This window comes from Streptomyces sp. Ru73, assembly GCF_002920575.1.
GTDB lineage: Bacteria > Actinomycetota > Actinomycetes > Streptomycetales > Streptomycetaceae > Streptomyces.
Genome location: NZ_PQSQ01000004.1, coordinates 129,644 through 143,037 on the forward strand (window position 1 = coordinate 129,644; position 13,394 = coordinate 143,037).

Annotated in this window: 10 protein-coding genes; 8 read left to right on the plus strand and 2 right to left on the minus strand. The window is 70.1% G+C overall.

All coding sequences use genetic code 11. The features are described 5' to 3' along the window. Positions 1 to 24: 24 nt before the first annotated feature. Positions 25 to 1,488 carry an aldehyde dehydrogenase gene (locus C3486_RS03260; RefSeq protein ID WP_103831036.1) on the plus strand — a complete coding sequence of 488 codons (1,464 nt, stop codon included), beginning with the start codon at positions 25 to 27 and terminating at the stop codon, positions 1,486 to 1,488. A gap of 102 nt (positions 1,489 to 1,590) precedes the next feature. Here C3486_RS03260 and C3486_RS03265 read toward each other — a convergent pair whose 3' ends face one another. Beyond that, positions 1,591 to 2,199, minus strand: coding sequence for a TetR/AcrR family transcriptional regulator (locus C3486_RS03265; protein ID WP_258052563.1), 609 nt, complete (start codon positions 2,197 to 2,199; stop codon positions 1,591 to 1,593). Positions 2,200 to 2,607: 408 nt separating this feature from the next. On the opposite strand from C3486_RS03265, the gene C3486_RS03270 reads away from it, so the two are divergent. The 3 genes from C3486_RS03270 (at position 2,608) to C3486_RS03280 (ending at position 6,288) form a co-directional block, all read left to right on the plus strand. After that, positions 2,608 to 4,077 (plus strand): MFS transporter, encoded by a 1,470-nt coding sequence (locus C3486_RS03270; protein ID WP_103830994.1) that lies wholly within the window; start codon positions 2,608 to 2,610, stop codon positions 4,075 to 4,077. A gap of 128 nt (positions 4,078 to 4,205) precedes the next feature. Beyond that, positions 4,206 to 4,898: a transporter gene (locus C3486_RS03275; protein ID WP_103830995.1), complete on the plus strand. Its 693-nt coding sequence runs from the start codon at positions 4,206 to 4,208 to the stop codon at positions 4,896 to 4,898. Between the two features lie 43 nt (positions 4,899 to 4,941). Continuing rightward, positions 4,942 to 6,288, plus strand: a complete 1,347-nt coding sequence (locus C3486_RS03280; RefSeq protein WP_103830996.1) for an FAD-binding oxidoreductase — start codon at positions 4,942 to 4,944, stop codon at positions 6,286 to 6,288. A 417-nt stretch (positions 6,289 to 6,705) separates the two neighbouring features. On the opposite strand, the gene C3486_RS03285 is transcribed toward C3486_RS03280, so the two are convergent. Beyond that, complete coding sequence (locus tag C3486_RS03285) at positions 6,706 to 7,509, minus strand: IclR family transcriptional regulator (protein WP_103830997.1); 804 nt, start codon at positions 7,507 to 7,509, stop codon at positions 6,706 to 6,708. Between the two features lie 298 nt (positions 7,510 to 7,807). On the opposite strand from C3486_RS03285, the gene C3486_RS03290 reads away from it, so the two are divergent. The 4 genes from C3486_RS03290 (at position 7,808) to C3486_RS03305 (ending at position 13,309) form a co-directional block, all read left to right on the plus strand. Beyond that, the gene (locus C3486_RS03290; protein WP_258052564.1) at positions 7,808 to 10,186 is read left to right on the plus strand and encodes a CoA transferase; all 2,379 of its coding nucleotides are present in this window, start codon (positions 7,808 to 7,810) and stop codon (positions 10,184 to 10,186) included. Positions 10,187 to 10,339: 153 nt separating this feature from the next. After that, positions 10,340 to 11,113, plus strand: coding sequence for an enoyl-CoA hydratase/isomerase family protein (locus C3486_RS03295; protein WP_103830999.1), 774 nt, complete (start codon positions 10,340 to 10,342; stop codon positions 11,111 to 11,113). 148 nt (positions 11,114 to 11,261) lie between these two features. Further along, on the plus strand, positions 11,262 to 12,560 hold the full coding sequence (locus C3486_RS03300; protein ID WP_219822175.1) for an MFS transporter: 1,299 nt from the start codon (positions 11,262 to 11,264) through the stop codon (positions 12,558 to 12,560). Then, positions 12,557 to 13,309 (plus strand): SDR family NAD(P)-dependent oxidoreductase, encoded by a 753-nt coding sequence (locus C3486_RS03305; protein WP_103831001.1) that lies wholly within the window; start codon positions 12,557 to 12,559, stop codon positions 13,307 to 13,309. The genes C3486_RS03300 and C3486_RS03305 overlap by 4 nt, the downstream gene beginning before the upstream one ends. Positions 13,310 to 13,394: the final 85 nt, after the last annotated feature.

Here is a 13,394-nt window from a genome sequence, read left to right on the forward strand (position 1 = left end):
CGAGTGAATGCAGAGGTGAGCTCCATGGCGAGCAACGAGATCACGATCCCCCGGCCGGTGAACTACATCGCCGACGAGTGGAGCGAGTGCCCGACGGTCGAGGACGCCTGGAACGTCGACCCCAACACGCGCGAGCCCCTTCACCCCCTTGTCACGACGGCACCCGACGATCTCGACCGGGCGCTGCGGCACGCGGAGCGCGGGTACGACATCGGCCACTGGGATGCGGACGCCCGGCGTGCGCGCGCCGACATGCTCGAACGCGTCGCCGGGAACCTCGAGGCCCGTGCCGAGGACATCGCACGGACGGACTCGCTGACCAGCGGTACACCCATCAGCGTCACCCGCAAGGTCGCGGCCTTCCTGCCCGCGAGGATCCGGGCGTCGGCGTCGGACCTGGTGAACATCCCGCGCGTCACCGCGCTGGCGGCCGGCGGCCGCGACGTCCGCCTCCACAAGGTGCCGTGGGGGCCGGCCGCGATCCTCACACCGTGGAACGGCCCGAGCTTCATTCCCGCCGCCAAGACGGCCAGCGCGATCGCGGCCGGCTGCCCCGTCATCCTCAAGCCCTCGGAGCACGCGCCCGGCAGCGCGCAGATCATCGTCGAGTGCTTCGTCGAGGCGGGCCTGCCCAGCGGCGCGCTGCAGCTGGTGCACGGCGGCGGTGACGTCGGCGCCAGGCTGACCGCCGACTCGCGCATCAAGGTCGTCTCGTTCACCGGCGGGCCGGGTGCGGGGCGTGCCATCGCGCGGGCCGGCGCGGAGGACTTCAGGGTCCTGCAGCTGGAGCTCGGCGGCAACAATCCGGTGCTCGTGCTGGACGATGCCGACCTCGATGTCACCGCCGACGGCATCCTCGACGGCATGACCAAACTCAACGGTCAGTGGTGTGAGGGGCCCGGCAAGATCCTCGCGCACCGCAGCCTGGTCGGCCCGCTCCTCGAGGCGCTGACCGAGCGGATCTCCAAGCTCGTCGTCGGTCACTCACTCGACGAGGACGTCGAGGTCGGCCCGATCTCCAACGCACCGCACTTCCAGACCCTGCAGAGCAGGATCGAGGGGCTGCGTGACCTCGGGGCGAGCATCCACCGGCCCGCCGAGCTGCCCGAGCTCGACGGCTTCTTCATGTCGCCGACGATCGCCGCGGGCGCCGACCCCGATCGGGCCACCGCCGAGCTGTTCGGACCGGTCGTCTCCCTGCACGCCGTGGACTCCACCGAGCAGGCGTTGCGTTGTGCCAACGCCCATCCCTCGGGCCTCGACGCGTACGTGTTCGGGGCCGACACCGACCGCGCGATCGACGTCGGCTCCCGTGTCATGTCCGGTGAGGTGCGCGTCAACGGCGCCAAGCTCGCCGACCTCGGTGCGGATTCGGCTCAGAGCTTCTGGGGCCCGGCCGGCATCGGCGGCCACGGGCCGGCGGAGTCGGTACGCGTCTTCTGCGGTGACCGGGTCGTCGGCGTCGACTCGCCCGACCTGCCGTTGTGACCACACCTCACATGGTGTGGGGGAGGCCCGGCGCCGGGCCTCCCGCCGGGCACGCCCACGACGACGGGCGGCAGCCCGGTCGCAGCGGCGTTCAGCAGCCCCTCACAGTGCCGCGGGGGTGGATCCGAGCCGAGCCGTGAGCCAGTTCTCCAGTACGGAGACGGCGACTTCCATCTGCTCCGTCGCGGCGTCCCGATCCCCGTACGTCATCCAGTTCAGGGCGAAACCGTCGGCCAAGGCGGCGATGACGTAGGCGATCTGGTCGATGGTTTCCGCGTCGACCGGGTGCTCCGAGGTGGCGCCGCGAAGCGCGGTGCGCGCCGTCTCCAGGGCCTGGTCGTACACCGCGATACCGCGGTCTCCGTGCTGACGCCGTGCCCAGTTGATGAGTTCCAGCGTTGCCGCGGCGAAGTTGGCCGACTCCAGGTAGCACCCCATGACACCGCGCAGGAGCTGGCGAGCCGTGCCCACGAGGTCGGCGTGCGGATCGCTGTCCTTGAGTACCTCGCGGAACTTGCCGGCTACGTAGTCGTAGACATCGGAGAAGAGGTCCTCCTTGGAGTCATAGCAGTAGTGCAGCATCGCCAGGTTCGCCTGAGCCTGCTCGGCAATCCGCCGAGTCGTCGCGCCTTCGATGCCGTAGACCGCAATGACTTCCACGGCGGCGTTGATGAAGTCGCTACGCCGCTGGGCTACGGAGATCCGTGGCACGAAATCCTCCCGGTGCGACGCGTCCGTGCAGTTGGACGCTTGATTAAGTCAGCACCCAGCTTAGCAGTTGCGCCTGTCATCGACGGCCGCCGCGGCCGGGTGGCGAATTTTTATTAGTCGCACGTCTTGAACAGCTGACTAACTTCGCCCTAGCGTATGAGGCGGATCACAAGGCGGCCCGGCGCCTCTCCCCGCCCCGCGCCACCGAACACGTCGCAATCGACAGGTGATCCGGTCGCTCCCGGACGAGATCCAGCGAGCACTCGACCGGCCCTCGGAGCACTACGCCGGCCGGGGCGAGGCCGGCGAACGCATACCCGCCCCATGGACCCGCTCAGTCGCGAGGACTGCACCACCCCCCCACGCCGGGCTCTCGGGCCATGTCCGATTCAGGAACCGGAGAGAACCATGACAGAGACCCACCCACCCGCCGGACTCGCCGGCAGGACACCTTCTGGCCCTGCGCCGAACAAGGGGCTGCTCATCGGTACGGGCGCGCTGCTGGTCGTCCTGACCAACGCCGTCATCTTCATCCTGCCGCCGCTCCTGCCGGTCATCCAGGCGCAGTACGGCCTCGCCACAGTGGCCGGGACGACGTGGCTCTACACGGCACTGACCCTCGGCGGGGGAGCGGGTTTCCTCCTGTTGCCGCGCCTCGCCGATCTGTACGGCGATCGGAACGCCTCCGTGGCGGCGGCCGCATTCCTCACGGTCGGCGCACTCATCCCGGCCGTCGGTGACTCCTATCCGACCCTCCTGGCCGGCTGCATTCTGATGGGATTCGGCGGCGCGGCGCAGCTGCTCCCGCTCGGCTTCCTGCGCCGCAATCTCGGCGAGGACGGCATCAGGGTGGGCGTCGCGGTCCTGGTCATCGCCACCGGTGTCGGCATCGTCGTGGGCATGATCGGCGGCGGCTTCATCGTCGAGAACCTGTCACTGCGGAGCTTCTTCCTCATCCTCGCTGCAGTGTGCGTGGTCACGACCGTCGCGTCGTACGCCACGATCCCCTGCGCACCGCCGGCCGAGCGCACCGGCCGCATCGGAGTACTGGGCACAGCGTGGATGATCGCTTGGGTCGCGACCGTTCTCCTGACCCTGACGCAGGGCCTGGTGTGGGGCAGCGCGGCACTCATTCCGTTGGTCATCGGCATCGTCGGTGGCATCGCGTGGGTGCGCGTCGAGCGCAGATCCTCCTCGGCGGTGTTCGACGTCGCGATGATGAAGGCTCCTCTGGTCACCGCTTCGTGCTTGTGCATCGCGTTGTTCGCAGCGCTGAACTCGGCCTTCATGCTCCTGCTCAGCACGTACGCACAGACCAGTCCGGCGGCTCTCCGGCCGGCGGACGCCTACGGCCTCGGGCTCAGCGCTCTGGAGACCGGCTTGCTCATGGCGCCCTTCGCGGCGGCGTTCTTGATCCGTGGCGCCGTACTCGACCGTGCCTTGTTCAACGGTCGCGGTGTGCCCGTCTTCGTCATCGGAGCGCTTGTCAGCGCAGCGGGGCTGGCCTGGCTCGCCGTGGCGCACGACCAGCAGTGGCACTACCTCGTAGGCGCTGCCGTCATGGGGCTCGGCTGCCGGATCGGCTACGCGGCCGGCTTCACCCTGGTGCAGATGGCGGTGCCCGAGGAGAAGGCCGGAATGGCAGCCGGTGCCGCCGGCACGTTCATGGCCGTGGGTTTCGCCTTCGGCACGGCACTGGTCAGCGGCGATCTCAGCGCCTCCCTGGTTCCGGTGCCCGGGACCGGCCTCGAGGTCGCCGCAAAGGGCCTCTACGGCATCGGCTACTGGCTGTCGGGAGCGCTCGCCCTGCTCGTCGTCGTGACCGTGCTGATCTCGCGCGCCCGGTCCGGTCGGCGGGCCGCGGCCGCTACGTCCTGAATCAGCTCCCGCACTCCGACGGCAGCCACGTCCGAAGCGACTCGGCGACCACCGCACAGCCTGGCCTTCTGATCACAGCCTGGCCTTCTGATCGGCAACGAAGGCCCGATGCAAAGGAACCGCACACCATGAAAGAACTGCTCTTCATGCTGGCCGATCTCTGGATGATCTTCGCCGGCTTCTGGTACGGCTGGAAGTTCATCCGTCGGTACAACAACTACCTGCTCGGCCTGGAGTGGATCATCGTCGCCACGTCCGGCTCGAACTTCCTCCTCTGGTCCCTCCTCGGCGGCGACCCGGACAGCTTCCTGTACTCCATCGCCTACTTCTTCGACGCCTTCTCGCGATCGGTGGGCATCACCCTGATTCTCGTCATGGGCCTGATGCGCGTCACGCACCGGTACAAGCCGACGCTGGCGGTCGACATCGGCGTCTTCGCGCTGGCCATCGTCGCCGGGCTGTACCTGCAGCAGTTCCGCGGCCATGAGCTGCACGTCGGCCCGGCAACGTACTACGTCGTCGTCAACGCGCTCACGACCCTGTTCCTCGCCTACTTCTCATGGCGGCTCTGGAAGATCCGCGCCAAGGGCCTGGCCATCGGCGCCGCGCTCGCCACCGCTGCGGGGACCGCCATCGCGCTCATCTACGACTTCTTCCCGATCCCTGACGACGAGTACCGCACCACCCACTACATCCTCGCCCTCACCACATGGGGATTCCAGCTCTTCGTGTACTTCGTCTCGTACCGCGCCCTGCACAACCACAACGTGGCGACGGGCGCAGAGCCGGCTCCGAACGAACGAAGCGTTGCCCGGGCCTGAGCAACACACCAAGGACCAGAGCACGTTCGGGAGAGGCGATCAGATGAAGACCAACAACGTGGAATACACCACCTTCAGCGGCTGGGTCGATCCGCCCGCAGACATCGTGCCGGCCCTGACCGACGACCTCACCTGTGACGTCGCGGTGGTCGGCGGCGGCCTCGGAGGCATGTCCACGGCGCTGCGACTGGCCGAACGCGGCCAGGACGTGGTGCTGCTGGAGGCCGAGTTCTGCGGACACGGCGCCAGCTCCCGCAACGCAGGGCAAGTGGCGGGTGCACCGGGCGGAGACCTCCAGCTCCTCAATCTGTTCTTCCGCACGAAGATGCCCGGCATGATCCGCCTTGCCGAGCACGCCGCGCACCATGTGGAAGACCTCATCAGGACGCACGGCATCGACTGCGACTACGAACAGACGGGCAACGTCTTCGCGGCGGTGTCGCGTGGACAGCTGGGCCGAGTGCGCCGAGTGGCCAAGATCCTGCAGCGCGCCGGCGGCCACGTGGAACTGGGCACGAGCGAAGAGCTCGGCATCCCTCGCGGGTTCCTCGGCGGGATGCGCGAGGTGGTCGGGGGAATCATGAATCCCGGCAGGTTCACCTCGGGTGTGCGCCGCGCACTGCTCAGCTCGTCCGCGCGAACCTTCGAGCAGACGAAGGTCACCGACATCACCCGCGACCGCGGTCAGGTCCGTCTCACCACTCCTCACGGGGAGGTGCGGGCGAACAAAGCGGTCCTGGCGACGAACGCGTACGCGGGAGAGTGGGACATCACCCCGCCGCGGCTCTCCGTACCCATCTGGGTCACCGAGGTGGAGACCGAGCCCATCGACCCTGCCCGATTGGCGGCACTGGGGTGGACGAGCCGGTCGGGACTCGTCACCCAGCACAACATCATGGAGAACTACCACCTGACGCCGCGCAACACCATCGTGTTCGGCGTCCGGCGGCTCGAGCGCGGCACGACGTACCCACTCCCGCAGAAGAAACCGGACCCAAGGCTCGTCGAAGAACTCGCACAAGCCTTCGCGACACGCTTTCCGTCTCTGCCGGACGTCGCCATCGACCGGGCGTGGGGAGGCTGGATCGCGATCACCTCGTCCTGGCTTCCGCTCGCCGGACAGATCGACGACGACGTCTTCTACTCGATCGCCTGCAACGGCCACGGCCTGGCTCAAGCGCCCTATGTCGGGTCCCTCATCGCCGACCTGATCGTCGACGGCGAACGGCACGAGGACCTGGCGGCATTGTGGATGAAGAAGCCGGCGTTCCCGCGCCCGATGATGATGGGCCCGCTGGGGCTGCGCACCATCTGGGCGGTCGACCGCTTCAATGATCTGGTCAACGGAAGCCGACGCAACGCCCGGCGGGGCTCGGCGCCCGCGGCCTGACGACTCCCGGCAACGAGAACCCGGGAACCTGAAGACTCCCGGCAACGAGAACCCGGGAAACCTGAAGACTCCCGGCAACAGGGGCAACAGGAAGGAGAAACGGAAAGGCGTCCCACAGGTGCCGGCCGGTGCCGTAGCCGGTCTCCGGGGCCATCGACGGATGGTCCGCTCGGTGGCGACCTGGTGGTTGCCGTTGACCGTTACGGCGACGACGGACGACGGCCCGCCCGGCCTCCATGCCTCGACGAGGTAGTCGGGGCGCGGACGCGCGCCGAGAGTCGGTCGCGCTACCTCGCGCATCGGCGGCAGCCTGCCGCTGACCTGCACCGGAGGGGCAAAGCGCTACTGGCCTTCTCGCCGGCCGAACTGGTCGAGGAGGTGCTCGCGGGCCCCTTGCCCCAGTCTGATAAGTCCGGACTATCCCTCAGTGTCGCAGTGCAGCGGCCGCGTCGCGTGATCAAGTCTTCGGGCAATGTCTGCGGCTGCCGACCACAACTCCGGCAGCAGGCTGCCCGTCCGCATGCGCGCCGTGGTGGCGGTGGCCGACACCGCGGCGTGTACGGTGCCGTCCATGCCCGTCACGGGGACGGCGAGGCTGCTGTGGCCGGACAGAACCTCGTCGTGTTCGAGCGCGTAACCGCGGTCGGCGACGGCTGCCAGCTGCTGCTCCAGCTTCTCCACTGTGGCGACGCTGCGCGGGGTCAGCGACGGCAGTCCGGTACGGGGCAGACGCTTCACGGCCTCCGGTCCGCCGGGGTGCAGGGCGAGGAGGACCTTGCCCGTGGCCGTGCACGATGCGGGCAGCCGGCCGCCCACCTGTGAGTGCGTGTGGATGTTCGCTGCACCTGCGATCTTCTCCAGGAAGAACACGTGGGTGCCGTCGAGCACGGCGAGGTGAAGGGTGGCCCGGGTACGCGCGAACAGGTCGGTCAAGAGCGGGCGTGCCACCGTGCGCAGCATCGCCGAAGCCGGCACCCGTTGGCCCAGTGAGAAGAGCTGCATGCCGAGCTGGTAGCTGTCGCCCTGCCGCTCCAGCAGGCCCCACTGCACCAGCTCCTGCGCGAGCCGGTGCGCGGAAGCCTTGGGTATGCCGGAGCGCTTGCTCAGCTCCGTCAGCGTGAGCTGAGGGGTACCGGACTCGAAGGCTTCGAGCAGTAGCTGCGCTTTGCCCAGGACCGAGTTCGGACGTGTGATGTCGTCCTCGTCGATGTGTGCTGGCACCGGTTCGCTCCTCGCTCGAGTGAAGCCGCAGCACAGCCGCTACGGAACGCTGAGCGATGTGCTTACGGCACTGTTAGTTCAACATCACGGTGTGGGATATGAACAGCCCTGCGGAGAAGGCTGGTGAAGGTGTCACCGCTGCCGCAGAGACGGCAGGGGACGTGCCACCGATGACGGGGCGGCGACCGGCACCGGAATTCCAGGCGGCACCACCGTTCCGTTCACCGGAACAACCCGCTGGCCGCGGCCACCCCACCCCGTGAAGGTGAGCCCTCCGTCCCACACCGGAGGAGGGCACGTGAGAGCACGGCAGCCGATGCCGCTTCGCGTACTGGATCTCACCGACGAGCTGGCGTTCCAAGGGGCCCGGCTACTGGTGGGCCTGGGCGCGGACGTTTTGAGGACCGACCCGGGAGGAGAGCTCGACCCGGCCTCCCGGGCTCACTGGCACGCGGGGAAGCGCTGGACGCGGGTGCGCGACCAGGCGCACCTCGACGAGCTGGCCGAGGCCGCCGACATCGTGCTGGAGAGTGGGGCGGCTGCCGAGCTTCGCGGCGTCCGCGCGGACGGCAGCTCCCGCTGGCCGCACGCCGTGCACGTCGTCGTGACACCGTTCGGGCTCACCGGCCCGCGCCGCGACTGGCGGGGCGGCGACCTCGTCCTCGCGTCCGCCGGCGGGATGGCCTGGCTCGGCGGGCAGCCCGGCGGCCAACCGGAACCGCCGCCGCGGCAGCAGGCCCTCCAAGCGGCGGGTGCCCACGCGGCACTGGGAGCGCTGCTCGGCGCGGTGTCGGGTACGCCCCAGCTCGTCGACATCTCCGCGCAGGAGGCGGTCGCCGCCACTCTGGAAACCGGTGCCATCGGGTGGATACACGCCGGACGCTTCCCGGTCCGCAGCGGAGGCGTGTACGAGCACGTCGCACACCGGATCTTCCGCGCGGCCGACGGCTACGTCGCGGGCGGCTACTCGGGCAGTACACGCATGTGGACCGACCTGCTCGCATGGATGGCGGAGAGCGGCGAGGCGGAGGACCTCACCGACGAGCGCTACGCCGATGCGGCCTTGCGCTGGCGTGCACGCTCCCACGTGGATGCGGTGGTGGAGCGCTTCGCCGCTCGTCGCACCGTCGCCGGACTCGCCGAGCAGGGGAGGGCGCGGGCCCTGCCGTGGGCCGAGGTCGTGCCGCCCGCCCGGCTGCCCGCCAATCCGCAGCTGCGGGACCGCGACTTCTTCGTCCGCATCACCGGCGACGGCCTGCCCGAAGAGGGCGTCGAGGACGTCGGCTTCCCGTGGGCCGCCCGGCCGCGGCCGCTCGCGCTGGAGACGATCCGCGAGGTGCCGAGTGACGCGCCCTGGCAGCACGAGCGGTCGCGCGGCCTGCCCGGGAAGCAGCCGCGTGGCCTGGCCGGCGAGGGGCGGCCGCACGGGCCGGCGGGCGATGCGCGTGTCATGGCGCTCAGTGGCGTCCGTGTCCTCGATCTGTCCTGGGTGCTGGCCGGCCCGTACGTCACGAAGCTGCTCGGCGAACACGGTGCCGACATCATCAAGATCGAATCCAAGCACCGGCAGGACCCCACCCGCTTCGCGCCCTCCATGCACCTGCGGCCCGGGTCCGATCCCGACGACAGCGGCTACTTCCTCAACTTCAACCGCAACAAGCGCAGTGTCGCGCTCAACCTGCGCACCGAGGACGGGCAGCGGCTGCTGCGCGAGCTGGTCCCGCACTGTGACGTCGTCGTGGAGAACTTCAGTCCGGGCGTGCTCGCCCGCTGGGGCATGGACTACGAGTCGCTGCGCGCGCTCAATCCGAACGTGATCCTCGTGTCCATGGCCGGGCTAGGGCATACGGGCCCCTGGCGCAAGGCGGTGACCTTCGCCGACACGCTCGCCGCCATGTCGGGCCTGTCCAGCGAGACCGCGCCCCCGGGCGGCGCCCCACAAGGCCTGACCTTCGGACTCGGCGACATGGTGGCCGCCAACGCCGCGGCCCTCGGCGCCCTCGACCTGCTCGCCCAAGGGCGCGGCGGGCACGTCGACCTCTCCCAGCTCGAAGCGATGGCCGCGACGATGGGCCCCGCCGTGCTGGAACCCGTCCTGACACCGGACCTCGAAGACCCGCGTACCGCTCAGCACCCCAACCGCTCGGCGTACGCCGTCCCGCACGGCGTGTACCCGGCCGCCGGCGAGGACCGCTGGATCGCGATCGCCGTCGACGACGACGCCCAGTGGCGGTCGCTCACCAAGCTCGTCGACCTGCCCGGTGACAGTGACCGTGAGGGTGGTGGCGGTGGCGGTGGCGGTGGCGTGGACGTCCGCCGTGCCCATGAGGACGCCATCGATGCCGCCCTCACCGCCTGGACCCGTGGTCAGGACGCGGGCGAGCTCGCCGCGCAGCTGCAGGCCGCGGGGGTCCCCGCCGCAGTCGTGGCCACCGGCCGGGACCTGGTGGAAGAGGACGAGCACCTTGCGGCCCGCGACTTCTACCCGCAGCTGGAACACCCCCGTACGGGCCGCGTCCGCCACGAGGGCATCGTCGCCCGCTGCTCCGTGACGCCCGGCGCGCTCACCTCCCCGGCGCCCCTGCTCGGCCAGCACACCCAGGACGTACTGGGCGGGCTGCTGGGGCTCTCCGACGAGGACCTCGCGGCGCTGCGGGCCGCGGGCGTCCTCGAATGACACGCGCGGCCCGAAAGCCCGTAGCTCGAAAGCTCGCAGCCCGCCCCCGCCACCCGAAGCACCACCACGCACGACCACGCACACCCACACCTCCCCCTCCGCAGCGCCCTCACCGGGCGCTCAGGACGAAGGAACGAAGGAAGAGGAGACGGTATGACCGCTTCCGTGCTCGACGTCACCCGCGACGGAGCCGTCGCCACGATCCGGATCGACCGCCCCAAGGCCAACGCCGTCGACCCGGCCATGATCGAGGAGTTCCTCGGCGTTCTGCCGCCGCTGGTGGATGACCCGTCCGTACGCTGCCTCGTGATCACCGGCACCGGCCGCTTCTTCGTCGCCGGTGCCGACATCGCCGTGATGCGCGACCTGTCGGACGGCAACCAGGCGAAGATGCGCCGCTGGATCGACGTCCAGCGCCTTCTCGAACGCGCCCCGAAGCCCGTGGTCGCGGCCATGAACGGACATGCGCTCGGCGGGGGAGCGGAACTCTCCCTCGCATGTGACCTGCGCATTCTCTCCGCCGACGCCTCCTTCGGCTTCCCCGAGATCGCGCTGGGCCTGTTCCCCGGGGCCGGCGGCAGTCAGCGGCTGCCCCGCCTCGTCGGGCCGCACCTGGCGAAGCGGCTCATGATCGAGGGCGAGCGTCTGGACGCCGCCCGCGCGAGGGAGTTGGGCTTGGTGGACGTGGTCGCCGAAGCGGCCGACTTCCCCGCGGTCGTCGCCGAGCGGGCCCGGCGCCTCGCCGCGCAGCCCACTGCAGCCATCGGCCTGCTCAAGCGAGTCGTCGACGACGGGTGCGTACTGCCCATCGAGGAGGCGCTGCGCCAGGAGGAGAAGGGGGTCGGCGAACTGACCCGCACCGCTGACGCCGCCGAGGGCCTGCAGGCCTTCCTGGACAAGCGCTCGCCGGTCTTCACGGGCCGCTGACGGCACCGCCCCGCAAGCCGGTGAGGTACGAACCGCCCGGCCTTTCCGTGCAGTGAGGTACGGGCCGCCGGGGCCTCTCCGCCTCCCCTCTCGGGCGCGCGGCCGCCGTGCGCCGGCCTTTCCCTGCTCTCCCCCTCAAGGAGGGACCGTGACCCAACAGGTCGCCTCGCAAGCCCCCACTCCGCCCGCCACCCGGTCATCCATGCGCCGCATCGTGGCCGCTTCGCTCGCCGGCAACACGTTGGAGTGGTACGACTTCTTCCTCTACACGACCGCTGCCGCGATGGTGCTGGGCGATGTCTTCTTCCCGGCCCACGGCAGCCCGCTCCTCGGCACCATCGCCGCCCTGGCCACACACGCCGTCGGGTTCGCCGCGCGGCCGCTCGGCGGCATCCTCTTCGGACACATCGGCGACCGCAGGGGCCGGCGTACCGCACTCATGGCGACGCTGTCGCTCATGGGCGTGGCCACTTTCTGCATGGGGCTGCTGCCCTCCTACGACACGGCCGGCATCGCCTCGCCCATCCTCCTCGTCCTGCTGCGCGTGCTGCAGGGCGTGGCAGCCGGCGGCGAGTGGGGTGGCGGGACGCTGATACTGAGCGAGAACGCGCCGCCCCACCGGCGTGGTTTCTTCTCCTCCTTCAGCTCCTCCGGCCTCGGCCTCGGTTACGTCCTGGCCGCCCTGGCGCTGATCGGCGCCGAACAGCTCGCCGGCGACGCCTTCGCCACCTGGGGATGGCGGCTGCCCTTCCTGGCCAGTGCGGTCATCTTCGTGGTGGGCCTCTACATCCGCCGCCACGTGGCCGAGACGGCGAGTTTTGAAGAGACCAGCCAGGAGGAAGGCGTGGTGCGCGCTCCCCTCATCGAGGTGCTGCGCACCAACCCGCGTGGCGTCCTGACCGCGGTGGGCCTGCGCTTCGCGGAGAACGGCGCCGGCTACATCTTCCTCTCCTTCTCCCTGGTCTACGGCCGTCATGTCGGCGTCTCCACCGACGTGCTGCTGTGGGGCGTGGTCGTCGCGATGGCCGTCGACTCGGGGCTGATGGTGTTCTTCGGGCACCTCTCCGACCGGCTCGGCCGCCGACCCGTCTACCTCGGTGGCGCCGTCGCCATGGTGTTGTGGACCGTGCCGTTCTTCCTCCTCATGAACACGGCCTCGGCGCCCGCCGTATGGCTGGCGCTGATCGGCGGACACATCACCATCGCCGCCATGACCGGCGTCCAGCCGGCCTACTTCTCCGAGCTGTTCAGCACCGAGACCCGCTACTCCGGCATGGCCATCGGACACGAGCTGGCCTCGGCGGTCGCGGGCGGGCTCTCCCCGGTGGTCGCTGCCGTCCTGCTCGACTCCTACGGCAGCTTCTGGCCCGTCGCAGCGCTGACGATCGGGCTCGCCCTGGTCACCGTCGTCACCCTCGTGGTGGCCCGGGAGACGAGGCCCGCATGACCGGGCTGTTCGCACTGCGCGGCCGGACCGCACTGGTCACCGGCGGTACTTCCGGGATAGGGCTCGCCGCCGTGCGGGCGCTCCACGAAGCCGGGGCCAGGGTCGCGCTCACCTCGCGCGACTCGGACCGTGCCCGTGAGGCCGCCGCCGGCGTCGGTCCGGACGTGCTCGGGCTGGCCTGTGATGTCACCGAAGAGGATCAAGTACGCGTAGCCGTACGGCGCGTGCACGACGAACTCGGCGGTCCCGGCATCCTGGTGACCAGCGCCGGGACCCTCGCCCGCGGCAGCGTCGCAGAGCTGCCCACCGACACACTGCGGGCCTGCATGGACGCCAACTTCTACGGCACGTGGTACGCCGCCCGCGAGGCGAGCCGGCACATGACGGCCGCGGGACACGGACGCATCGTCACCATCGGCTCCGTGCTGGGCGCCGTCGGCGCGCCCGGGCGTGCCGGGTACGCGGCGTCCAAGGGAGCGGTCGTCCAGTTCACCAAGTCGCTGGCCCTCGAACTCGCCGGCACCGGTGTCACGGCCAACTGCCTCCTGCCCGGGCCCGTACTGACCGAGATGAACGAGGCCTCGCGCGACGACCCCGTCGCCCTCGAGATGATCGGCCACCAGGTCCCGCTCGGCCGCTGGGGCGAGCCGCAGGACCTCGCCGCCGCCCTGCTGCTGCTCGCGGGCGACCACAGCGGCTTCCTCACCGGGGCCGCCCTGCCGGTCGACGGCGGCTACCTCGCCCACTGAACGCGGCTACCGCTGCGCCCACTGAAAACACCGTCGCACGGCCGCGGTTCGCTCAGTGGAACCCTTCCCTTGGGCGCACCGGGCC

Bases quoted from the DNA above. Each gene is read 5' to 3' on its own strand.
- C3486_RS03260 (WP_103831036.1), top strand. From the start codon at position 25: ATGGCGAGCAACGAGATCACGATCCCCCGGCCGGTGAACTACATCGCC.
- C3486_RS03270 (WP_103830994.1), top strand. From the start codon at position 2,608: ATGACAGAGACCCACCCACCCGCCGGACTCGCCGGCAGGACACCTTCT.
- C3486_RS03275 (WP_103830995.1), top strand. From the start codon at position 4,206: ATGAAAGAACTGCTCTTCATGCTGGCCGATCTCTGGATGATCTTCGCC.
- C3486_RS03280 (WP_103830996.1), top strand. From the start codon at position 4,942: ATGAAGACCAACAACGTGGAATACACCACCTTCAGCGGCTGGGTCGAT.
- C3486_RS03295 (WP_103830999.1), top strand. From the start codon at position 10,340: ATGACCGCTTCCGTGCTCGACGTCACCCGCGACGGAGCCGTCGCCACG.
- C3486_RS03305 (WP_103831001.1), top strand. From the start codon at position 12,557: ATGACCGGGCTGTTCGCACTGCGCGGCCGGACCGCACTGGTCACCGGC.